The sequence below is a fragment of the Agrobacterium sp. 22-223-1 genome, assembly GCF_053522385.1.
In genome coordinates, this window is the sequence record NZ_JBNWCN010000001.1 from 733364 (window position 1) to 755318 (window position 21955).

The 21955-nt window shown below is 60.6% G+C and carries 26 protein-coding genes; 15 read left to right on the top strand and 11 right to left on the bottom strand.

Annotated features, from left to right (window positions below; genetic code table 11):
* Positions 1-70: 70 nt before the first annotated feature.
* On the bottom strand, positions 71-1165 hold the full coding sequence (gene aroC, locus ACQZ60_RS03585) for a chorismate synthase (RefSeq protein WP_448734772.1): 1095 nt from the start codon (positions 1163-1165) through the stop codon (positions 71-73).
* A gap of 449 nt (positions 1166-1614) precedes the next feature.
* Between aroC and ACQZ60_RS03590 the strand changes: the two genes are divergently transcribed.
* Positions 1615-1875, top strand: a complete 261-nt coding sequence (locus ACQZ60_RS03590; RefSeq protein ID WP_003521088.1) for a DUF1344 domain-containing protein — start codon at positions 1615-1617, stop codon at positions 1873-1875.
* 251 nt (positions 1876-2126) lie between these two features.
* On the opposite strand, the gene ACQZ60_RS03595 is transcribed toward ACQZ60_RS03590, so the two are convergent.
* The 4 genes from ACQZ60_RS03595 to ACQZ60_RS03610 all read right to left on the bottom strand — a co-directional run bounded on the left by ACQZ60_RS03595 (position 2127) and on the right by ACQZ60_RS03610 (position 5477).
* Positions 2127-2720, bottom strand: coding sequence for a histidine phosphatase family protein (locus tag ACQZ60_RS03595; RefSeq protein WP_196379527.1), 594 nt, complete (start codon positions 2718-2720; stop codon positions 2127-2129).
* Positions 2721-2750: 30 nt separating this feature from the next.
* Complete coding sequence (fabI, locus tag ACQZ60_RS03600; RefSeq protein WP_003521090.1) at positions 2751-3569, bottom strand: enoyl-ACP reductase FabI; 819 nt, start codon at positions 3567-3569, stop codon at positions 2751-2753.
* A 131-nt stretch (positions 3570-3700) separates the two neighbouring features.
* On the bottom strand, positions 3701-4816 hold the full coding sequence (locus ACQZ60_RS03605; protein ID WP_448734773.1) for a DnaJ C-terminal domain-containing protein: 1116 nt from the start codon (positions 4814-4816) through the stop codon (positions 3701-3703).
* Between the two features lie 211 nt (positions 4817-5027).
* Positions 5028-5477, bottom strand: coding sequence for an RT0821/Lpp0805 family surface protein (locus ACQZ60_RS03610; protein ID WP_059760835.1), 450 nt, complete (start codon positions 5475-5477; stop codon positions 5028-5030).
* A gap of 56 nt (positions 5478-5533) precedes the next feature.
* Here ACQZ60_RS03610 and pdxH point away from each other — a divergent pair, with 56 nt between their 5' ends.
* Positions 5534-6154, top strand: coding sequence for a pyridoxamine 5'-phosphate oxidase (pdxH, locus tag ACQZ60_RS03615; protein WP_003521093.1), 621 nt, complete (start codon positions 5534-5536; stop codon positions 6152-6154).
* A 31-nt stretch (positions 6155-6185) separates the two neighbouring features.
* On the opposite strand, the gene ACQZ60_RS03620 is transcribed toward pdxH, so the two are convergent.
* A complete protein-coding gene (locus ACQZ60_RS03620) occupies positions 6186-6965 on the bottom strand; it encodes a sulfite exporter TauE/SafE family protein (protein ID WP_448734774.1) in 780 nt (259 codons plus the stop codon).
* A 154-nt stretch (positions 6966-7119) separates the two neighbouring features.
* On the opposite strand from ACQZ60_RS03620, the gene ACQZ60_RS03625 reads away from it, so the two are divergent.
* Positions 7120-7425: a pyrophosphohydrolase domain-containing protein gene (locus ACQZ60_RS03625; RefSeq protein WP_448734775.1), complete on the top strand. Its 306-nt coding sequence runs from the start codon at positions 7120-7122 to the stop codon at positions 7423-7425.
* 54 nt (positions 7426-7479) lie between these two features.
* Here the strand turns inward: ACQZ60_RS03625 and ACQZ60_RS03630 are convergent, their stop codons facing one another.
* The 5 genes from ACQZ60_RS03630 to ACQZ60_RS03650 all read right to left on the bottom strand — a co-directional run bounded on the left by ACQZ60_RS03630 (position 7480) and on the right by ACQZ60_RS03650 (position 11326).
* Positions 7480-7857, bottom strand: coding sequence for a hypothetical protein (locus tag ACQZ60_RS03630; protein WP_448734776.1), 378 nt, complete (start codon positions 7855-7857; stop codon positions 7480-7482).
* Between the two features lie 138 nt (positions 7858-7995).
* On the bottom strand, positions 7996-8661 hold the full coding sequence (locus ACQZ60_RS03635) for an HAD family hydrolase (protein WP_196379531.1): 666 nt from the start codon (positions 8659-8661) through the stop codon (positions 7996-7998).
* 3 nt (positions 8662-8664) lie between these two features.
* On the bottom strand, positions 8665-9102 hold the full coding sequence (locus ACQZ60_RS03640; protein ID WP_448734777.1) for a bleomycin resistance protein: 438 nt from the start codon (positions 9100-9102) through the stop codon (positions 8665-8667).
* 201 nt (positions 9103-9303) lie between these two features.
* Positions 9304-10719 (bottom strand): metalloprotease TldD, encoded by a 1416-nt coding sequence (gene tldD, locus ACQZ60_RS03645; protein ID WP_448734778.1) that lies wholly within the window; start codon positions 10717-10719, stop codon positions 9304-9306.
* Positions 10720-10801: 82 nt separating this feature from the next.
* Positions 10802-11326, bottom strand: coding sequence for an invasion associated locus B family protein (locus ACQZ60_RS03650; RefSeq protein WP_003521101.1), 525 nt, complete (start codon positions 11324-11326; stop codon positions 10802-10804).
* Between the two features lie 443 nt (positions 11327-11769).
* Here ACQZ60_RS03650 and coxB point away from each other — a divergent pair, with 443 nt between their 5' ends.
* The 12 genes from coxB to ACQZ60_RS03710 all read left to right on the top strand — a co-directional run bounded on the left by coxB (position 11770) and on the right by ACQZ60_RS03710 (position 21920).
* Entirely contained in the window at positions 11770-12633 is an 864-nt protein-coding gene (gene coxB, locus ACQZ60_RS03655) for a cytochrome c oxidase subunit II (protein WP_003521102.1), read from the top strand.
* A 16-nt stretch (positions 12634-12649) separates the two neighbouring features.
* Positions 12650-14350, top strand: coding sequence for a cytochrome c oxidase subunit I (gene ctaD / locus ACQZ60_RS03660; protein WP_003521103.1), 1701 nt, complete (start codon positions 12650-12652; stop codon positions 14348-14350).
* A 386-nt stretch (positions 14351-14736) separates the two neighbouring features.
* Positions 14737-15690 (top strand): heme o synthase, encoded by a 954-nt coding sequence (gene cyoE, locus ACQZ60_RS03665; RefSeq protein ID WP_003521104.1) that lies wholly within the window; start codon positions 14737-14739, stop codon positions 15688-15690.
* Complete coding sequence (locus tag ACQZ60_RS03670) at positions 15690-15821, top strand: hypothetical protein (RefSeq protein WP_003521105.1); 132 nt, start codon at positions 15690-15692, stop codon at positions 15819-15821. Before cyoE ends, ACQZ60_RS03670 begins: the two co-directional genes overlap by 1 nt.
* Positions 15822-15850: 29 nt before the next feature.
* The gene (locus ACQZ60_RS03675) at positions 15851-16468 is read left to right on the top strand and encodes a cytochrome c oxidase assembly protein (protein WP_448734779.1); all 618 of its coding nucleotides are present in this window, start codon (positions 15851-15853) and stop codon (positions 16466-16468) included.
* Between the two features lie 61 nt (positions 16469-16529).
* Positions 16530-17405, top strand: coding sequence for a cytochrome c oxidase subunit 3 (locus ACQZ60_RS03680; RefSeq protein ID WP_003521107.1), 876 nt, complete (start codon positions 16530-16532; stop codon positions 17403-17405).
* Between the two features lie 317 nt (positions 17406-17722).
* Positions 17723-18109 carry a DUF983 domain-containing protein gene (locus ACQZ60_RS03685; RefSeq protein ID WP_003521108.1) on the top strand — a complete coding sequence of 129 codons (387 nt, stop codon included), beginning with the start codon at positions 17723-17725 and terminating at the stop codon, positions 18107-18109.
* Between the two features lie 10 nt (positions 18110-18119).
* A complete protein-coding gene (locus ACQZ60_RS03690) occupies positions 18120-18854 on the top strand; it encodes an SURF1 family protein (RefSeq protein WP_448735310.1) in 735 nt (244 codons plus the stop codon).
* Positions 18855-18931: 77 nt separating this feature from the next.
* Complete coding sequence (ispH, locus tag ACQZ60_RS03695; protein ID WP_003521111.1) at positions 18932-19978, top strand: 4-hydroxy-3-methylbut-2-enyl diphosphate reductase; 1047 nt, start codon at positions 18932-18934, stop codon at positions 19976-19978.
* A 92-nt stretch (positions 19979-20070) separates the two neighbouring features.
* Positions 20071-21039 (top strand): homoserine kinase, encoded by a 969-nt coding sequence (locus ACQZ60_RS03700; RefSeq protein WP_448734780.1) that lies wholly within the window; start codon positions 20071-20073, stop codon positions 21037-21039.
* Positions 21036-21476, top strand: a complete 441-nt coding sequence (gene rnhA, locus ACQZ60_RS03705) for a ribonuclease HI (protein WP_425647741.1) — start codon at positions 21036-21038, stop codon at positions 21474-21476. The genes ACQZ60_RS03700 and rnhA overlap by 4 nt, the downstream gene beginning before the upstream one ends.
* A 135-nt stretch (positions 21477-21611) precedes the next feature.
* A complete protein-coding gene (locus ACQZ60_RS03710; protein WP_003521114.1) occupies positions 21612-21920 on the top strand; it encodes a Dabb family protein in 309 nt (102 codons plus the stop codon).
* Positions 21921-21955 lie beyond the last annotated feature (35 nt).

The window sequence follows — 21955 nt, forward strand, 5'->3', positions numbered from 1 at the left end:
ACGGCACGTTGCTCTCCGTTTTTGTTTCGGTATCGGATTTTCCGAAAACCGCTTCGCACTTTTCGGTTCTCTACCGGCGGCCGGTCTGGCCGCGATCCCTCAGATAATGGTCGGCAACGGTGCAGGCGATCATCGCTTCGCCGATCGGCACGGCGCGGATGCCGACGCAGGGGTCGTGGCGGCCCTTGGTGCGCACATCCACATTGTTGCCGTCGGTATCGATGGAAAGACGCTCCGTCAGAATGGAGGAGGTGGGCTTGATGGCGAAGCGGGCGATGACAGGCTCACCGGTCGCGATGCCGCCCAGAATGCCGCCGGCATGGTTGGAGAGGAAGATCGGCTTGCCGTCATTGCCCATACGCATCTGGTCGGCATTTTCCTCGCCGGAAAGCTCGGCCGAGGCGAAACCTTCGCCGATCTCCACGCCCTTGACGGCGTTGATCGACATCAGGCTGGAGGCGATATCCTGATCGAGCTTGGCATAAATGGGTGCGCCGATGCCGGCCGGAACCCCTTCCGCCACCACTTCGACAACGGCGCCGATGGAGGAACCCGCCTTGCGGATGCCGTCGAGATACTCTTCCCACACAGGCACCATGGCGGCGTCAGGGCAAAAGAACGGGTTCTGGTCGACCTGGTTCCAGTCCCAGTTATCGCGATTGATTTTGTGCTTGCCAATCTGCACCAGCGCGCCGCGCACATTGAGGCTCGGCACAACCTTGCGGGCGATCGCACCGGCGGCGACACGCGCCGCCGTCTCACGCGCGGAGGAACGTCCGCCGCCGCGATAGTCGCGAATGCCGTATTTCAGATCGTAGGTGAAATCCGCGTGGCCGGGGCGGAACCGTTTGGCGATCTCGCCGTAATCCTTCGAACGCTGGTCGGTGTTTTCGATCAGCATCGAGATCGGCGTGCCGGTGGTTATCATCGTCTCGCCGTCCTCATCCAGCATCACGCCGGAGAGAACCTTGACGATGTCATCCTCGCGGCGCTGGGTCACGAAGCGGCTCTGGCCCGGCTTGCGCTTGTCCATCCAGTGCTGCACCTCGGCAAGGGTGAAGCGAATGCCGGGTGGGCAGCCATCCACCACGCAGCCGAGTGCAGGCCCGTGGCTTTCTCCCCAGGTGGTAACGCGGAAAAGATGACCGAAACTGTTATGCGACATATTTTCAAAACCGGAAAACAGGGCGCCTGCGGTGAGCGCCGTTTAAAACAAGCGGATTTGTCTTAGTGGAAAATCCGGGCAAGGCAAAAGCCTTTCTTTCGCTGCGGCGGTATAAGTGCAGGACACGGCGTCCTGACTGGAGACGCGCATGTCCGTGCCCTCATTCCTAGGATAGCACGGGGATGAGGGCAACGGGGCGATTCGCGCCCGCCGGAGACGTTTTTCGAAATGACGAAAATGTAAAAGCGCCGTCGTTTTCCACGTTAATCCGGAGTTTTCCAATATTGCCGGGAAATGCGGTGTAAAAATCACTAACGGCTTGAACACGATCCCAAATCCGTTCATCAATTGGGCCGAAAATGTCATGGTTGCGGGCAATTTCCGCCACATTCGAAAGGCAATTCTTCATGCATGTAAGGTTTTCACGCAAATCCACGAAAGCTAGATCGATGCGTATGATGATTGCCGCCCTTCTGGCCACCGCCAACCTCCTGATGCCCATCAACGGCTACGCCCAGAGCGTCGACGTGGAAGGTACGATCAGCAAGATCGATGCGAATGGGCTGAGCATTACGCTCAACGACGGCAAGACCTATCGCGTGCCGGAAGAGTTCAATTTCGAAGGCCTGAAAGCGGGCGTGAAGGTCGTGGTTTTCTACACGGAAGTGGATGGGAAACGCGTGGTCGACGATCTTCAGGTCGTGCAGTAAGCACCAGCCCCTCACGCCAAAACCTCCGTTGTGAAACGAGCGGATGCCTCTTGTTTCTTCTCCCCGTCGGGGAGAAGTCCGCGGCAGCGGGATGAGGGGGCAAGGGTGCGAGTCTATCGCTGGCGTTTCCCCCTCATCCGACCCTTCGGGCCACCTTCTCCCCGGCGGGGAGAAGAAACACGCGGCGTGCGCTCTGCCAATATACAAGTATCTCTAGGAGGACGACGCGGAGGATTGTGCTCCGTGATCCCTCACGAAACCCAGTCCGCACTATTCCTGTCGATCTCGACCTTCAAAATCCGGTCCTGCGGGATTTGCGTTCGCGATGCCTCGTCCTTGTCCATGCCGGAGACCAGCCGGAAGATCGAGCGGATGACGCCGCCGTGGCAGACGCATATCGTCGGAACCTCGACGGAGGAAAGCCATGCGCCGATGCGCCAGGAGAGGATTTCATAGCTTTCGGCATCCTGGCCGGGGGGAATGAAATCCCATTTGTTGGCCTTGCGCGCCTTCACCCGGTCCGGGAACTCTTTTTTCAGCTCCGGCAGGGTTTGCCCTTCCCAGTCGCCGAAGGAAACTTCGATCAGGCGATCGTCGGTACGATAGGCCTTGGGATCGAGGCCCATCGCGCCGCGCATCAGTTCCATGGTCTCGCGCGTGCGCCCGAGCGGGCTCGCCACATAGTCGAAATCCGTGGCCTGTTCTCCCAGCAGATGCGCAAGCAGTTTGCCGTTACCGACCGCCTGCTGGCGGCCGAAATCGTTGAGCGGAATGTCTTTCTGGCCCTGAAGCCGGCGTATCGCATTCCAGTCCGTTTGTCCGTGCCGGATCACATAGACGAGCAAGGCGATACCCCGTTCTTACACTTTTCAGGCTTAGTCCTTCACCACCGAAATGTCAGGCGCATCCACCGCCTTCATGCCGATGGTGTGGTAACCGGAATCGACATGGTGAATTTCGCCGGTCACGCCGGTCGAAAGGTCGGACAGCAGGTACAGCGCCGACTTGCCGACTTCCTCGATGGAAACGGTGCGCTTCAGCGGCGCATTATATTCGTTCCACTTCAGAATATAGCGGAAGTCGCCGATGCCGGAGGCTGCAAGCGTCTTGATCGGGCCGGCGGAAACGGCGTTGACGCGGATGCCGCGATTGCCGAGGTCGACGGCGAGATAACGCACGCTGGCCTCGAGAGCAGCCTTGGCCACGCCCATGACGTTATAGTTCGGCATGACCTTTTCGGCGCCGTAATAGGTCAGCGTGATGATCGAGCCGCCGTCATTCATGACCGGCTCGGCGCGCTTGGCAACGGCGGCCAGCGAGAAGACGGAAATGTCCATGGTGCGGTTGAAATTATCGCGGCTGGTATCGAGGTAACGGCCGGTCAGCTCATCCTTGTCGGAAAAGGCGATGGCGTGCACGACGAAGTCGATCTTGCCCCAGTGCTTTTCCAGCCCGGCAAAAACCGCATCGATCGTCTCGAGATCGGTCACATCGCAGTGACCGGCCATGAAGGCGCCCAGTTCCTGCGCCAGCGGCTCGACACGCTTCTTCAGCGCGTCGCCCTGCCAGGTCAGCGCAACTTCCGCGCCCGCGTCGGCACAGGCCTTGGCGATGCCCCAAGCGATGGAACGATTATTGGCGACACCCATGATGAGGCCGCGTTTGCCAGCCATGAGGCCGGATGCCTGAGCCATTTTATGCTCCCTAGTACTTTTGATCGGTCCTGCCTATGGCATAGGCTGCAATCCTGTTCAAGATTGCCAAAGATCATCAACTGTTAGGGAGCGTAACAAAGGGTGCGTTGTCCCGGCTATTCGCAAAACTTTCACAAATAAAGGCCTTCGCGCATGTGCCGCATCAGGTCGGTCACCTTTTCATCCGGCTTTTCCAAGAGAACGATGCGCAATTCGATGACGAGATCGCCCTGTCCGCCCTTACCGTCGGTAAGGCCCTTGCCGGTAAGCCTCAGCACACGATCCGAGCCGGACCAGGCCGGAATGGTGATGTTTTCCTCACCGAGCGGTGTCCTGACTTTCGTTTCACACCCCAGAACCGCGTCGCTGAGCGATATCGGCAATGTCGTGTGAATATCGAAGCCACGAAGGGAAAAGGCGTCGTCACGGGCGGTCAGCAATGTCACGGCAAGGTCGCCGCGCGCCATGTTGGGAAGTTTCAGCCCCTGTCCCTTCAGCCGCAACACGTGTCCGTCGGTCATGCCGGCTTCGAGCTGGAAGCGAACCTCGCGTTCGTCGGCAAGCGACACGGTAACCCACTTGTGTTCCAGCAGATCGGCGACCGTGACGGTGGCCTCCGCAGTGATGTCCGGCGCTTTTTCGGGAGCCGGCTGCTGCGTGCGGAACCGGCGCACGAGAGCGCCGAAGAGATTGGCGGCGAGCGATGCAGGCGCTGCCCTGTCATCGCCTGCGCCGGGCTGCGCGGTCTCGCCGGCGCCCGGAATATCGCTTTTTGCGGCGCCCGCGGCAGCCTTTGCCGCTTCCGCCGCCTGCTGCACCTTGGGATCGTTCTGTGCTTCCGCGCCAAAAATCCGTTCGACGATATCTTCGGCGGTTTCCGCCTTGGCGTCGGTTTTCTGGCCGGTCTGCGCCCGGTTGCGGGCGTCCGCACGGGCCAGTTCCTCCATCAGCTTTTCAGCCGCCTTGGCGCGCTCGGCAGCCTCGCGCGCCGCTTCCCGCTGCTGCATGATGGTTTCGCCGCGCTGCTTCTTTTCGGCAGCCCTGCGGGCCTGATCGTAGAGATCTCGCTTTTTCGGGTCTTTGAGAAGATCATAGGCCTGCCCGATCTCGGCGAATCGCGCTGAGGCGTCGGGATCGTCGCGATTGGCGTCCGGATGGACGGTTTTCGCCTTCGTGCGCCAGGCGGCCTTGATTTCCTCGTGGCGGGCGTCACGTTTTACGCCGAGGATCGAATATGGATCGCGCATGCGAAACACCAGTTACGTTGGCTCAGGCGCTGCCGCCCTTCATGGCGCAATCCTGAAACTAACCCCTCCGAAAAGGGATGCCTGCGATCATTCGCCTGCACGCCCTCGGTTTAATCAACGTCGACTGTTGCAATAAGTTGCTAATCACTCCTTTACGGAGGAAGCGCGCCGCACCGGGGCCGGCTCTATTCCATATTTAAGGGTAAACAGATTATTTCTGCTCGAAGCGGGTCAGCAGCCATTCGCCGGTTTCCGACAGGCAGGCCTGTCCCGAATAGCTCGCAACGCCCTCGAAGGAGTGGCGCGTCGTCCTGAAATCGCGGCAGACGAAGCCGCTGGATTTGTCTTCGTGAATGGCGGTGACGACGCCGGCGCTGCCGGTGGCGGCATTGGCCCAGGGCAGCGGCTGGTCGGCGAGCTTGGCGAGATCGGCCGACGTCACCGCATTGCGGATCGTCGCATCGTCCGTCTGCGGCGCATTGTTCGGCTGGTTGGGAATGGAGGCCGTGGAAAGCGAGCGGTCGACCTTGTCGCCGCCGAACAGGTCGAGGCTGACGCAGCCGCTCAGCACCACAAGCATTGACACGACGGCGGAAACTTCCGCTACCGACGAAAGGAGGCTCTTTGTTCGACTGTTCGACTTTGCTATGACGGTCACCATCTTTCGCCAGAGATCATCTCTGGGGTCCAAATCAGCTCGGGAGCATTTTAGTCAATATGTCGGAAACGGGGTTAACATCCAGTGACTTCACGGAAGAAAATGAACCGTTCACGCTTTTTGCCGAATGGCTGAAGGATGCGACGGCTTCCGAAATCAACGATCCGAACGCGGTAGCGCTTGCCACCGTGGACGAAAATGGCCTGCCGAATGTGCGCATGGTTCTGCTGAAAGGCGTCGACGACCGCGGCTTTGTTTTCTACACGAATTTCGAAAGCCAGAAGGGTCAGGAGATACTCGGCCAGAAAAAAGCGGCCATGTGTTTCCATTGGAAAAGCCTGCGGCGACAGGTGCGCCTGCGCGGCGAGGTGGAGATCGTGAGCGACGAGGAGGCGGATATCTATTACGCCTCGCGCCCGCGCGGTAGCCGCATCGGCGCCTGGGCCTCGAAGCAGTCACGTCCTCTCGAAGGCCGTTTCGCGCTGGAAAAGGCGGTAGCCGAATATACCGCCAGATATGCCATCGGCGATATTCCGCGTCCGTCCTACTGGTCGGGTTTCCGCATCCGGCCGCTCAGCATCGAATTCTGGCACGACCGCAAGTTCCGCCTGCATGACCGCATCGAATTCCGCCGCGAGACGCCTGACGGTGCATGGTCCAAGGTCCGCATGTATCCGTAAGGGCGGTCAGGGCAGGCCATTTACGGCCTGCCTATTTCAGCAGCGAATCGAACAGCGGCAGTCCGATGACGGCGGAGATGGCGATCAGCCCATAGCAGATGCGCCGGAACGCCGCCTCGTCGGCAAGCCCGTGCAGTCGCGCGCCGGCATAAAGCCCGGCCCCGTAAAAGGGCAGGGCCAGCAGGAAAAAGACGAAGACATCGGCGGTGAACAGGCTGCTGACAAAATAGCTGCCGGTGGAGATCACGGTCGAGATCGCGAAATATAAAATGACATTGGCGCGCACGAAGGCGCCTTTGAGGGCGCCGCCGAGCCAATAGGCGACGACCGGCGGACCGCCCAGTTGCGCAGCCCCCGAAAACAGCCCGGCCAGAAACCCGGTAAAGAGGGTCAGCGGCGTCTTCGGCCGACCGCTGTAACGCCAGCCGGAAAGCAGAAACAACAGCAGCATCACGACCACGGCGGAGATGATCCAGCGCAGCGTCAGCGGATCGCCGTTGGAAAGCAGCATGGTTCCAAGCGGCACGCCGACAAAGGCGCCGGCCGCCATGATGAAGACTTCGCGCCGGTCCGCCATGCGCCATGCCGGCGGTATCATGCCGAGCGTCAGCACGGCGTCCACCACCAGCAGCACTGCCGAGGCGACACGCGGCCCGACGATGGCGCTTGCGAGCGGGATGAAGATGAGCGCCGCACCGAAACCGGAAAAGCCGCGGGCAAGGCCGGCGAGAAAGGCGGCGCCCGCAAACATGGCGAGCAGCGTCGGACTATGCGCGGTGATGAGGGACGAGAAAAAATCGAGGTGGGACATGGGCGATGGCACGGTTGTTCGAATATCTTTTCTCTATCCCGCTTGTATGTACATGTCGCGGAAATTTCAGTTCATGGCTGCGTGACGCCCTGACGGGTCGACGCCGCCAGAGAATCATGATTAGAGTTGTAGCGCATGAACAAAGGATGAACAAATGTTTGCTGACATGATGCCTCGGTTTGAAGAGGCCTCGCAAAAATATGCCGCTGAAAACGGAATATTCCGCGACCCGGACTGGTACATGCTGAAGCTTCAGGAAGAGGTTGGCGAGGTCACACAGGCCTGGAACCGGCTGACAGGACGGGGGCGCATCAAGGGCAGGAGCAAAGAGGAGATGAAGCGGGATCTCGCCGACGAAACCGCCGATCTGCTCGGCCATGTGCTGTTGCTGGCCCATTATAACGGTCTCGATATTGAAGAAGCGATCGAGCGTAAGTGGCGTTTCAAGCCGGGAGCCTGACGATGCGCCGAACGGCGGCTTGATCCTTGAGGTATCTCGCCTCTGGCGATGCGGCTAGGAGAACGCGACGATAAAGAACAGGATCGCAAGAGTGGCAGCCACAGGCGTCATCACCAGCCGCTCCGGGCGGCTTTTCGACATTGCGTTCAATCCAGCGCTCACCGCCAGATAGCAGGCGATGATCCAGAGGCCGGGTTCGATCCAGCCGGATGGCCAGATGTCTGCATAACCCGCCTTTTGCAGCGGAAAGGATGCGAAAAAGGCATAAATAAGCGGAGCCGCCACGCTGGCAATTCTTAGCCGGACCGGCAACACCCGGTGCGCACCGCCCCAGGCAAGGCGTCCGAAGGGTGCACCGGCTGCAAGGGCAATCTGGAATAAGCACAGAACCAGCAGTATCAGCGTTACGAGCGACACGGCAAAAGGCGGCATGATCACCCCGCTTATGGATGCGCCGACAAGGGCGCTCGGCAGATCTCGGCGTTACAGCCGAGATGAGCCTCATCATAAAGCCGGATGGCTAAGGACATGTGACGCCTCTCCGCGCTTTTAGCCCGATTTTCATCTCACTCAGGCTTGCGCCTTTTGCAGAAGGCCGGCCACCGCATGCAGGTCGCTTGCAACGGCAATGCACTTCTCCCGCATTTCCTCGGTCGGCGGCGCCACGTCCGGCACCATGATCGTCATCATGCCCGCCGATGTCGCGGAGCGCACGCCTGAATAGGAATCCTCCAGCGCAAGGCAGCGGCCCGGATCGAGGGAAAGCCGTCGGGCTGCGGTGAGATAGGGCATGGGTGCGGGTTTCGGCTCGGTATAGTCGCCGCGTGCAACGATGGTGTCGAAACGTCTGAGAAGATCGTGGGGGCCGAGATGGCGCGTCACCGAATCGTGCCGCGACGAGGTGGCGATGGCGCGGCGGATATCGAGCCGGTCGAGCAGATCGAGAATGTCGATGACGCCCGGCTTCAGCGCCACGCCCTCCGCCATCATCACGCCAAGATGCCGGAGCCAGGCGTCGCGGAAGCTGTCGATGGGAAAATCCGCACCATAGTCGGCAAAGATGGTGCCGGTGATGACGTCCCACGGGCTGCCGCAGACCTTCTGATAGGTCTCGACCTTCATTCCGTGGCCGCCTTCATCCGAGGCAGCCAGAAATGAATCGCGATAGAGCCTCTCGCTCTCGATCAGCAATCCGTCCATGTCGAAAACCACGGCCTGCGGAAGAAAAGGCAGCATGGCTTAACCGAACCGGAATGGGCGTTCGCCGAGGCTCTCGAACGGGCGGATCAGATAACCGTCGGGATCGGCGACGATGAATTGCCGGTTGCCCACTTCGACCGTGCCGCGCCTGTACCATTTTTCCTCCAGCGGCATGATGAGGTCGATGGAGGATCGCTCCAGCCGGGAGAGAATGGGTTGCAGGGAGGGAACGGCGAGTTGCAGGTTCATGCCGCGGCCGAGCGGAAATTCGAGCGCGGCATTGTCCGTCACGAATGTCCGGGTCGCGCCGATCTGGTCGATCATCAGCTGGGCATCTCCCAGCGCCAGATAGGTGAAACCCTCCTCGGGACGCTCATAGACCACATGAAAACCGATCAGGTCGCAATAAAAGGCGCGGCTTTTCTGCCAGTCGCTGACGGCAAGTTCAGGAACGAGGGCATTTCGTATGATGGTCATGGTCTCCTTTGCCGCGCAGGCCCGGGGTGGGAGGAGGGGCCTGCCATGAGGGATGATCTTACCGTCTTCCCGGCCGCATGCCAGAGGAAACCTCATCATGGCAGCCATGTGCGGGGTTATGGGCTGACAGGATGGCGACGCTGCGGGTGAGGACTGTCGCGGCAGGTTCGACGTCTCCCGCGACCGCGCAATGCCGTGGAACTACGCCTTCGTGCCGCCGACGGTGATCTGGTCCATGCGCAGATGCGGCTGGCCGACGCCGACCGGCACCCATTGTCCGGCTTTGCCGCAATTGCCGATGCCGGTATCGAGCTTGGAATCGTTGCCGATCATCGAGACGCGCTTCATCGCATCCGGCCCGTTGCCGATCAGCATCGCGCCCTTTACCGGCGCGCCGATCCTGCCGTTCTCGATGAGGTAAGCCTCGGTGCAGCCGAACACGAATTTGCCGGAGGTGATATCCACCTGGCCGCCGCCGAAGGAGACGGCATAGATGCCCTTCTTCACGGAAGCGATGATTTCTTCCGGCGTCTTGTCGCCTGATAGCATATAGGTATTGGTCATGCGCGGCATCGGCACATAGGCGTAGCCCTGCCGGCGGCCGTTGCCGGTGGGCTTGGCGCCCATCAGCCGGGCGTTCTGCCGGTCCTGCATGTAACCGACCAGCCTGCCGTTCTCGATCAGCACATTATAGCCGGAAGGCGTACCTTCATCGTCGATCGTCAGAGAGCCGCGGCGGCTGTCGATGGTGCCGTCATCCACCACGGTCACGCCGGGGGCGGCGACCATTTCGCCCATCAGGCCGGCGAAGGCCGAGGTTTTCTTGCGGTTGAAATCGCCTTCCAGACCGTGGCCCACCGCCTCGTGCAGCATCACGCCCGGCCAGCCGGAACCGAGCACCACATCCATGGTGCCGGCCGGCGCGTCGACGGCGGTGAGGTTGACGAGCGCCTGACGCAGCGCTTCATCCGCACCGCGCTGCCAGTTTTCCGTGGTGATGAAATCGCTGAAGCCGACGCGGCCGCCAATGCCGTAGGAGCCGCTTTCCTGCCGGTCGCCTTCGCCCGCCACGACGGCAACATTGATGCGGGTCATCGGCCGGATATCGCTGACGCGATGGCCGTCGGCCCGCAGGATGTCCACCACCTGCCAGCTTGCGGAAATGGTCGCCGTCACCTGCCGGACCTTGTCGTCCTTGTCGCGCAGATAGGCGTCGATATCGGTGAGGAGCTTCACCTTCTCCTCGAAGCTCGGGCTGCCGATAGGGTTCTCGTCGCCATAAAGCTTCTTGTTGGTGCGCTGCGGTGCGGCGGCATAGGAGCCGGAATAACCTTTGGTCACCGCGCCCACCGCATCGGAAGCGCGTTTCAGCGCGCCTTGCGACAGCTCGCCCGCATGGGCGTAGCCCACCGTTTCGCCGGCGACGGCGCGCAGGCCGAAACCCTGGTCGGTGTTGAAGGAACCGCCTTTCAGCCGGCCATTATCGAAAGTCAGCGATTCGGCCTGGGCATGTTCAATGAACAGCTCGCCATCGTCAGCACCCGCGAGCGCCTCGCCGACGAGCTTGCGCAATTGCGTTTCGTCGCAATCGAAGAGTTTTACAAGATCGTCGGTCATGGGAGGCTCCAGTCATTATCGTTCAATGACCGATTTAGGCACTGGAGCGGTCGGACGCAAGGCTGTCCGGCAATGGCAGGCTTTAAGGAAGCGCGTCGTAGCCTTCGGCGAAGCCGGAAAGCTCGATCGGAATACCGACGCGATCCTGATCCACGGCTTCGCGCAGCGCGAAAACCGCATTCTTGCCGGCGCGCAGAACCTTCAGCAGCTCGTCGTCGATATCCACTTCCACATAGCAGCCTTCGGAGAAGCAGCGGGTGAAATAGGCGCGGCCGATATTATTATTGTCGATATAAAGCTCCATGCCATCCTTCAAAAGCACGCCGAGCGGTGCGAGGATACGCAGGATGCGCGACTTGCGGTCGGCCGTCTTCAGCACCACCACCGAAAGCCCAACTTCCGGGCGGTCATCGGCAATGACGTTCTGCATCAGCGCGCATTGTTCTTCGGATGCGCCCGCCGGCTTGTCGCAGATGACAGACCATGCTCCGTGCGTCGACTTCGGCGTGCCGGGCGGCTGCTGTTGCGCCAGCGCCGCAGCGGCGGGAGCGATGATGGCAAGACCGGCGGCGGCAAGAAAAGTGCGCGCGAGCGGGGAAAGACGCATGGATACCTCTGGGATTCGAATCAGTGCGGCTATTTTGACGCCATAATCCGGAAAAAAAAGCCTCAGGCCTTCAATTCCAGCGGAGTTGGGCGGAAATAGGACCTGTCTTCCGGTATGGGCGTCTGATTTGCCCGGCGCGACATTCATTATCCGGCGATGAAACTGGCGGCAAAACCGGCTGCGAGAAGGGGCTTTCTCGCATTTGGGCTGTTTGAAACCGCGTTCGGCCGGTCCGGTGAGGCGTGGGGTGAGAGAAAGTCGCCGTGGATTGACCAATGGCAAAATTGGGGCGCATCCGTGTCCCGACGCATATTGCGGCAGAGGACAAACTGTGGTTTGAAGTTAGTACCATAAGCATGGATTCTGCGTCTGTGATTGATCTAGATCAGACGCGTGAGGGAGAGGGTACCGTGACGAATAGGATTTACGCAGCACTGGCGGGGATGACCTGTCTGCTCACGGCTGTCGGCGCCCACGCCGATCAGCCGGTGCATTGGCAAATGGGCATGCAGGAGGCCGCCACGCCGATCATGCACGAAATACGCTGGTTTGAACAATATACGCTCTGGTTCATTGTTCCGGTTACGCTTTTCGTTCTTGCGCTGCTCATCGTCGTCGCCCTGAAATTCCGCGCCGCGAAAAATCCGGTGGCTTCCAAGACCAGCCATAACACGGCGATCGAGGTGGTCTGGACGCTGGCGCCGGTTCTCATTCTCCTGTTCCTTGCTTTCCCGTCGTTCAATCTCTTGAACGCGCAGCTCACGCAGCCGGAAAACCCCGACGTGACGCTGAAGGCGACCGCCACGCAATGGCTGTGGAGCTATGAATATACGGCCGCCGAAGGCGCCGAGCCGGTTTCCTTCGACAGCTACATGCTGAAGGACCAGGATCGCGCCGCCGCGGGCAAGGAAGACAGGGCCCGCTATCCGCGTCTTCTGGCGGTAGACAATGAAATGGTCGTTCCGGTCGGCAAGACCGTTCGCCTGCTCGTCACTGCCGCGCCGACGGATGTGATCCATTCCTTCGCCATGCCGGCTTTCGGCGTCAAGATCGACGCCGTTCCCGGCCGCCTGAACGAAACCTGGTTCAAGGCGGAAAAAGAGGGCCTTTATTACGGTCAGTGTTCCGAGCTTTGCGGCAAGGACCATGCCTTCATGCCGATCGCCATTCGGGTGGTTTCCGAACAGCAGTACAACACCTGGCTCACCGCCGCCGCCTCTGACCTGAGCGGCGCGAACCGGGCGCTGATGGCCTCTGTCGATGGCGCTCCGCGCACCGTCGACGTTGCCGCCAACGAAACCAACTGACTCTGGAGTGAGGACAATGGCTGGACCTTCCGCACACGACGATCATCACTCGCATGGTCATTCCGCACATGACGATCATTCGCATGATGCGCATCATTCCCATACGCCGGGCTTCTTCGCCCGCTGGTTCCTGTCGACCAACCACAAGGACATCGGCACTCTCTATCTGATCTTCGCGATCATCGCCGGTATCGTCGGCGGCGGGCTTTCCGTCGTCATGCGCATGGAGCTTCAGGAGCCGGGCATCCAGATCTTCCACGGTCTGGCGTCCATGGTGTACGGCTTCGAGGGTGACGCCGCCATCGATGGCGGCAAGCACATGTTCAACGTGTTCACCACCGCGCACGCGCTGATCATGATCTTCTTCATGGTCATGCCGGCGCTGATCGGCGGTTTCGCCAACTGGATGATCCCGATCATGATCGGCGCTCCGGACATGGCTTTCCCGCGCCTGAACAACATCTCCTTCTGGCTGATCGTTCCGGCTTTCATCCTTCTCATTCTCTCGCTCTTCGTCGAGGGCCCTGCGGGCGCCTACGGTGTCGGTGGCGGCTGGACCATGTATCCGCCTCTATCGACCAGCGGCATGCCGGGGCCGGCGGTGGATCTGGCGATCTTCGCGCTGCACGTTTCGGGCGCGTCGTCGATCCTCGGTGCGATCAACTTCATCACCACCATCCTCAACATGCGCGCTCCGGGCATGACGCTGCACAAGATGCCGCTCTTCGCCTGGTCGGTCCTCGTCACCGCGTTCCTGCTGCTGCTTTCGCTGCCGGTTCTGGCGGGCGGCATCACCATGCTTCTGACCGACCGCAACTTCGGCACGGCATTCTTCTCGCCGGAAGGCGGCGGTGACCCGATCCTTTACCAGCATCTGTTCTGGTTCTTCGGCCATCCGGAAGTGTACATCCTGATCCTGCCGGGCTTCGGCATCATCAGCCACATCGTCTCGACCTTCTCCAAGAAGCCGGTCTTCGGTTACCTCGGCATGGCCTATGCCATGGTCGCCATCGGCGCCGTCGGCTTCATCGTCTGGGCCCACCACATGTACACGGTCGGCCTGTCGCTCGAAGCGCAGCGTTACTTCGTCTTCGCCACCATGGTCATCGCGGTGCCGACGGGTATCAAGATCTTCTCGTGGATCGCGACCATGTGGGGCGGTTCGCTGACCTTCTCGACCCCGATGGTCTGGGCGATCGGCTTCATCTTCCTGTTCACGGTCGGCGGCGTCACCGGCGTCCAGCTCGCCAATGCCGGTCTCGACCGTTCGCTGCACGACACCTATTACGTGGTGGCGCACTTCCACTACGTTCTGTCGCTCGGCGCGGTCTTCGCGATCTTTGCCGGCTGGTATTACTGGTTCCCGAAGATCACCGGCTACATGTACAGCGAATTCCTCGGCAAGCTGCATTTCTGGGTCATGTTCGTGGGCGTGAACCTCGTGTTCTTCCCGCAGCACTTCCTCGGTCTTGCCGGCATGCCGCGCCGCTACATCGATTATCCCGATGCCTATGCCGGCTGGAACATGGTATCCTCCTACGGTTCCTACATCTCGGCCGTCGGCGTGCTGATCTTCCTCTTCTGCGTCTGGGAAGCCTTCGCAAAGAAGCGGATCGCCGGCAACAATCCCTGGGGTGAAGGTGCGACGACGCTCGAATGGCAGCTGTCTTCGCCGCCGCCCTACCACCAGTGGGAACAGCTGCCGCGCATTCGCTGATGCGCGGGCCGGAAGGCGCGGGCAGGGCCTGCGAATTCCCGGCGCTGAAAATGAGGGACGGCGCGGTTCGGTCCGTGCCGTTTCCCGAACGGGCAGTCTCTCCTGCCGCGTGACATTTTGTCCAAGCGATGCCTGCCGTCCGACGTGATACACGCCCCGGACGTGATAAATGCCAAATCTGGCCTTTATGAAATGCAAGCGCAGACGAATGGCGGCATGGTGCGGCGAAAAGCCGGAAAATGGCATCGGTTTTGCCCGGCGCCGCTCATGCCAGGACGTTCGGGACCCATGAATTGACGCATCGCGCATGCCGGAAATCACATTCGTTTTCGGGCCGGTGCAGGGGATGTCGCTTCACGCGGCGTTCGAAGGAAACAGGACAGGAAATGAGCATTATCGACAATCGCGACATGCTGGGCGTGAAGGGCTCCGAACTTTCGGAAGCCGGCGCGCGCGATTATTTCGAATTGCTGAAGCCGCGCGTCATGTCGCTCGTCGTCTTCACGGCCTTTGCGGGCCTCGTGCTGGCGCCGGGTGAAATCAACCCGGTGCTCGGCATCATCGCCATTCTCTGCATCGCCGTCGGTGCCGGCGCATCCGGTGCGCTCAACATGTGGTACGATGCCGATATCGACGCCGTGATGAGCCGTACCGCCAGACGGCCGATCCCGTCCGGCCGCATCGCGCCGCGCGAGGCGCTGGCCTTCGGGCTGACGCTTTCGGCCTTTTCGGTGGTCATTCTCGGCCTTGCGGTCAACTGGTTCTCGGCCGGCCTGCTCGCCTTCACCATCTTCTTTTACGCCGTCATCTATACGATGTGGCTGAAACGCTCGACGCCGCAGAACATCGTCATCGGCGGTGCGGCCGGCGCTTTCCCGCCCATGCTCGGCTGGGCCTGCGTCACCGGCGGCGTTTCGCTGGACAGCATCATCCTGTTCCTCATCATCTTCCTTTGGACACCGGCGCATTTCTGGGCGCTGGCGCTGTTCAAGATGCGTGATTACGGCGCCGTCGGCATTCCGATGATGCCGAACGTGGTCGGCGAACGCTCGACCAAGAACCAGATGATCGTTTATGCGGTGCTGACCGCGGCCGCGGCCGTCGCACCTTATTTCACCGGCCTTGCGAGCGCCGGCTACGGCATTTTCGCCGCCGTTCTGAGCGCGATCTTCGTCTACTGTTCGCTCGATGTCCGGCGCATGCCAGAAGGCGACGAGAAGATGCTGCCGGCCAAGAAGATGTTCGCCTATTCGGTGCTTTACCTTTTTGCGATTTTCTCCGGCCTTCTGGCCGATCATTTCGCGCCGGCCCTGAAGGCCGTCATGTCGGGAGTCCTGTGATGGAAACGGTGGAACTGAGCGCGGCGCAGAAAAAATCGAGACGCGGGCGCAACATCGCGCTCGGCGTTCTGCTCGCCGGCCTGGTGGTGCTGTTCTACATCATCACCATCATCAAGATCGGCTCGCACTGACGCGCTGATCGAGGGGAGAGGAGGAGGAGATGGCGAATATGGAAGCGCAGACGGCAGGGACCGGCAGGCAGCGGGTGAGCAATCGCTCCATCCTCGTGCTTTGTCTGGTGTTTTTCTGCGCCATGATCGGCATGGCCTATGCCGCCGTGCCGCTTTATACGCTGTTCTGCCGCGTTACCGGCTATAACGGCACCACCCAGCGCGTCGAGCAATATTCCGACGTCATCCTCGACAAGACTATCAACGTCACCTTTGATGCCAATACGTCGAACGGCCTCAACTGGGATTTCCAGCCGGTCGACAAAAAGGTCACGCCGAAAATCGGCGAAACGGTGCAGGTGACTTTCAAGGCGACGAACCGTTCACCCATGGCGACCACGGGCACGGCGGTCTTCAACGTCACACCGATGGAAGCCGGCGCCTATTTCAACAAGGTGGAGTGCTTCTGCTTCACCGAAACGACGCTGCAGCCGGGTGAAACGCTGGAGATGCCGGTGGTGTTCTTCGTCGATCCTGACATCGCCACGGCGCGCGAGACCAAGAGCATTCATACTTTGACGCTGTCCTATACGTTTTATCCGGCCAAAACCGAAAAACCGGTTGCGTCCTTGCCGGTAAAGACTTCATCTGGCGAAAGCAAATTGTGAGAGGAGATCTGGCCTTTTATCCGAGGCCGGATCAGGGAAGAGACATTCGGGGATTGTCGCAATGGCAGATACGCATCAGAAGAACCATGACTACCACATTATCGATCCAAGCCCCTGGCCGCTTCTGGCCTCGATCGGCGCCTTCATCCTGACCTTCGGTGGCGTCTGTTACATGCGTTACCTGTCGGGCGGCTCCTTCAAGCTGTTCGGCGCGGAACTGGCCAATCCCTGGCTGTTCTATATCGGCCTCGTCATCGTGCTTTACACCATGTACGCATGGTGGTCCGATACGATCAAGGAAGCCCATGAGGGCAACCACACCCGCGTCGTCTCGCTTCACCTGCGTTACGGCATGATCATGTTCATCGCCTCGGAGGTGATGTTCTTCGTGGCGTGGTTCTGGGCCTATTTCGATGCCAGCCTCTTCCCGCACGAGGCCATTCAGGCGTCGCGCCTCGAATATACCGGCGGCCAATGGCCGCCCAAGGGCATCGAGGTGATCGATCCCTGGCACCTGCCGCTCTACAACACCGTCATCCTGCTTCTGTCGGGCACCTGCGTCACCTGGGCGCACCATGCCCTGCTGCACAATGACCGCAAGGGCCTGATCACCGGTCTGTTGCTCACCGTCGCGCTCGGCGTCCTGTTCTCCACCGTGCAGGTTTACGAATACATGCACGCGCCGTTCGACTTCAAGAATTCGATCTACGGCGCGACCTTCTTCATGGCCACCGGTTTCCACGGTTTCCACGTCTTCGTCGGCACGGTCTTCCTGCTGGTCTGCCTGTTCCGCGCCGTTGGCGGCGGTTTCACGCCCAAGCAGCATTTCGGTTTCGAAGCGGCTGCCTGGTACTGGCACTTCGTTGACGTCGTCTGGCTGTTCCTGTTCTTCGCCATCTATATCTGGGGTGGCTGGGGCGCGCCGCTGCACGGCTGATTGCGCCGGCTAGGGACCTGGAGCCAAAGCAAGGCATCCTGTGGAGCGAGCGGGTGCAACTTGTTTCTTCTCCCCGCCGGGGAGAAGTCCGCGGCAGCGGGATGAGGGGGCGAGGCCGGCAATTGGCGGCGACGGTGCCCCCTCATCCGCCCCTTCGGGCCACCTTCTCCCCCTCGGGGAGAAGAAACACGCGGCAACGCCGGGCAACGAACGGTTGCCCCGGTTTGGAGGCGAGCTTCCTGCAGGCTCGACGTCATCAGCGTGCTTGACCCGAGGACTGGTCAGGAGGGGTCTGGATAATTTCGCGGGAGGTCGTCATGTCTGAACCATCAAACGGCAATTTCGCGCCGGTCGATCCCATCAAGGTCGGGCTCAAAGGCTGCTGCCCGCGCTGCGGCAACGGACGGCTGTTCGACGGCTTTCTGACTATAAAACCCGCCTGCAGTGCCTGCGGACTGGATTACGGTTTTGCCGATGCGGGCGATGGCCCGGCGGTTTTCGTCATGCTGATCGTCGGTTTTCTGGTCGTCGGGCTGGCGCTCTGGTTCGATCAGCGTTTTGCGCCGCCGGTCTGGGTGCATGTCATGCTGTGGTTGCCGTTTACGGTGATTGTCTCCCTCGTGCTGCTGCGCAAGCTGAAAGGGATCATGATTGCGCTGCAATACCGCAACAATGCAAGCGAAGGCAGGCTTGATCGTGAATGACGTTTCCCACATGAAGGCGGCGGAAAGGCGGGTCTGGTTCGCCGCGCCGCTGGTGCTGCTGGCGCTTGCCATTCTTCTCGGGCTCGGCACCTGGCAGGTGAAGCGTCTCTACTGGAAAGAGGCGCTGATTGCCGATATCGAGGAGCGGCGGAGCGCGAGCCCGGTGCCGCTCTCCGACATAGAGGCGATCGCGAAAAGCGGCGGCGATATCGAATACCGCACGGTCAGTCTTTCCGGCACCTTCGATCATGCCCGCGAGCGGCATTTCTTCGCCACCCATCAGGGGCAAACCGGCTATTACATCTATACGCCGCTGACGCTTGCCGATGGCCGCATTCTCTTCGTCAATCGCGGCTTCGTGCCCTTCGAGATGAAGGAACCCGCCAAACGGCCCGACGGGCAGGTTGCCGGTACGGTGACGATCACCGGCCTTTCGCGCGCGCCGCTGGTTGCAAAACCGTCCTCGCTGCTGCCTGATAACGATATCGCCAAGAACATCTTCTACTGGAAGGATCTGGCGGCCATGGCCTCCAGCGCCGATATCCCGCCCGACCGGCTGGTCCACCTCTTCGTGGATGCTGACAACGCGCCTAACCCGGGCGGCTGGCCGCAGGGTGGCGTGACGCTGATAGATTTGCCCAACAATCACCTGCAATATGCGATAACGTGGTATGGGTTGGCGGCGGCCCTTGTCATCGTCGCCGGTTTTGCCTATTTCCGGAACGGTAAGGCGCAGGGTGAATAAAGCGCAGCCCGTCCGGTAAGGCAGCTTGTCGGGCAAGGCCATGAAGCACGGCCCAAGCAGCAGGCCAAGGAGCTGGAATGAACATCGCCGTTTCCAAACCCCCTTTGACGATAAGGCTGTGCGGACCGCGCGGCTTTTGCGCGGGCGTGGACCGGGCGATCCAGATCGTCGTGCTGGCGCTGAAGGCCTATGGCGCACCCGTCTATGTCCGCCACGAAATCGTGCATAACCGTTATGTGGTGGAAGGGCTGGAAGCCAAGGGCGCGGTTTTCGTCGAGGAACTGCATGAAATTCCGGCCGAGCACCGCGAGCAGCCGGTGGTTTTCTCGGCCCACGGCGTGCCGAAATCCGTGCCGGAGGATGCGCAGGCGCGTAATCTCTTTTATCTCGACGCCACTTGCCCGCTGGTCTCCAAGGTTCACAAGCAGGCCATGCGCCACCAGCGGCTTGGCCGCCATGTGGTGCTGATCGGCCATGCCGGCCACCCCGAGGTCATCGGCACCATGGGCCAGCTTCCGGAAGGAACGGTCTCGCTCATCGAGACGGTGGAAGATGCCGGCCGTTACGAACCGGCGGACCGCGAAAATCTCGGCTTCGTCACCCAGACGACACTTTCGGTCGATGACACGGCTGGCGTCATCGCCAGGCTGCAGGAACGTTTCCCGGCCATTCAGGCGCCCGCCGCCGACAGCATCTGTTACGCAACCACCAACCGTCAGGATGCGGTGAAGCAGGCGGCCCCCGGCTGCGACCTCTTCATCGTCGTCGGCGCGCCCAATTCCTCCAATTCCAAGCGGCTTGTGGAAGTGGCGCTGCGGGCCGGTGCACAGCGCTCCGTGCTGGTGCAGCGGGCCTCGGAAATCGACTGGAATGAAATCGGCGATATCCGCACCGTCGGCCTTTCGGCTGGCGCATCCGCACCGGAGGTCATCGTCGATGAGATCATCGAAGCCTTCAAGGCGCGTTTCGATACGACGCTCGATCTCGCCGTGACGGTCGAGGAAACGGAACATTTCCTCGTCAATCGCGAGCTGCGCAGCATCGAGCTGACGACGGACGACATGGCTTTCGTGAACGGCAATGCCAATGATGCGCTGCCGCCGAAAACCGCCGCCGGTATCTGAAGCGGGATGGCGCTGAATGCGGGCGGTTTCCGTCCCACCTGCGTCATCTCCACCCGAGATTTCCACTCCATCCTTCATCAAGAGATTTGAAATTGGCAGTTTATACGGACATCACCGAAGATGATCTGAGGAATTTCCTCACGCAATATGACGTCGGCAGCCTCACCTCCTATAAGGGCATTGCCGAAGGCGTCGAAAACTCCAATTTCCTGCTGCATACCACCAAGGACCCGCTGATTCTCACGCTTTATGAAAAGCGCGTGGAGAAATCCGATCTGCCCTTCTTCCTCGGCCTCATGCAGCATCTGGCCGCCAAGGGCCTGTCCTGCCCCTTGCCGCTGCCGCGCAAGGATGGTGAGTTGCTGGGAGAGCTGTCGGGCCGGCCGGCGGCGCTCATCTCCTTTCTCGAAGGCATGTGGCTGAGAAAGCCGGAAGCGAAACATTGCCGCGAAGTCGGCAAGGCGCTGGCCGCCATGCATCTGGCCGGCGAGGGGTTCGAGATCAAGCGGCCGAACGCGCTCTCCGTCGAAGGCTGGAAGGTGCTTTGGGACAAGTCCGAAGACCGCGCCGATGAGGTGGAGAAGGGCCTGAAAGACGAGATTCGCCCGGAAATCGATTATCTCGCCGCCCATTGGCCGAAGAATCTGCCGGCCGGCGTCATCCATGCGGATCTGTTCCAGGACAATGTGTTCTTCCTCGGCGATGAACTGTCCGGCCTGATCGACTTTTATTTCGCCTGCAACGACCTGCTCGCTTATGACGTGTCGATCTGCCTCAATGCCTGGTGCTTCGAAAAGGATGGCGCTTACAACGTCACCAAGGGCAAGGCGCTGCTGGAAGGTTACCAGTCGGTGCGCCCGCTGAGCGCAGCGGAGCTGGAGGCGTTGCCGCTTCTGGCGCGGGGTTCGGCGCTGCGTTTCTTCCTCACCCGCCTTTATGACTGGCTGACGACGCCGGAAGGCGCGCTGGTGGTCAAGAAGGACCCGCTGGAATATCTGCGCAAGCTGCGGTTCCACCGTTCCATCGCCACTGTCGCCGAATATGGGCTGGCGGGCGAATGAAACATGTCGATATTTTCACCGATGGCGCCTGCTCCGGCAATCCCGGTCCCGGCGGCTGGGGCGCCGTGCTGCGTTACGGCGAAGTGGAGAAGGAACTCTCCGGCGGCGAGGCCGAGACCACCAATAACCGCATGGAATTGATGGCGGCGATTTCGGCGCTCAATGCGCTGAAAAGCCCCTGCGAGGTCGATCTTTATACCGACAGCGCCTATGTGAAGGACGGCATCACCAAGTGGATTTTCGGCTGGAAAAAGAAGGGCTGGAAAACCGCCGATAACAAGCCGGTCAAGAACGTTGAACTATGGCAGGCGCTGGAAGCGGCGCAGCAACGCCATAAGGTCACCCTGCACTGGGTCAAGGGCCATGCCGGCCACCCGGAAAACGAGCGCGCCGACGAATTGGCGCGAAAGGGCATGGAGCCCTTCAAACGGCGGTAATGGAAGCCTGCTCTATTTCGGGCCGGGCAAATCCGCGCTGGCGGCCCCGTTATCGGGGGTTGTGAAAACCGAAACCCGACCTATCTTGTCGTCAAGGGGCGCTCCGGTAGCGCTCAACGGAGGAGAGAAATCCGGATGATCCTGCATTGTGTATTTCTACGCTTCAAGGCTGCAACGGCCTCTTCTGAAAAACACGCAATATTCGAGGCGATTGCCGCCCTGAAGGATGTGATACCCGGCATCATCGATGTGAAATACGGCCAGAATGTCTCACCCGAGGGGCTGAATGGCGGTTTTGTCGACGGTTTCATCGTGACGCTGGAAAGCCCCGAGGCCCGCGACGACTATCTCGCCCATCCCAAGCACATGGAAGTGGGGGAACGTCTCGTGTCGCTCACCGATGGCGGTCTCGCCGGGCTTCTGGTGTTCGATATGAATGTTTGAGAGAGCGGCTTCTCGTCGCTCTCTTCCGTGATGCT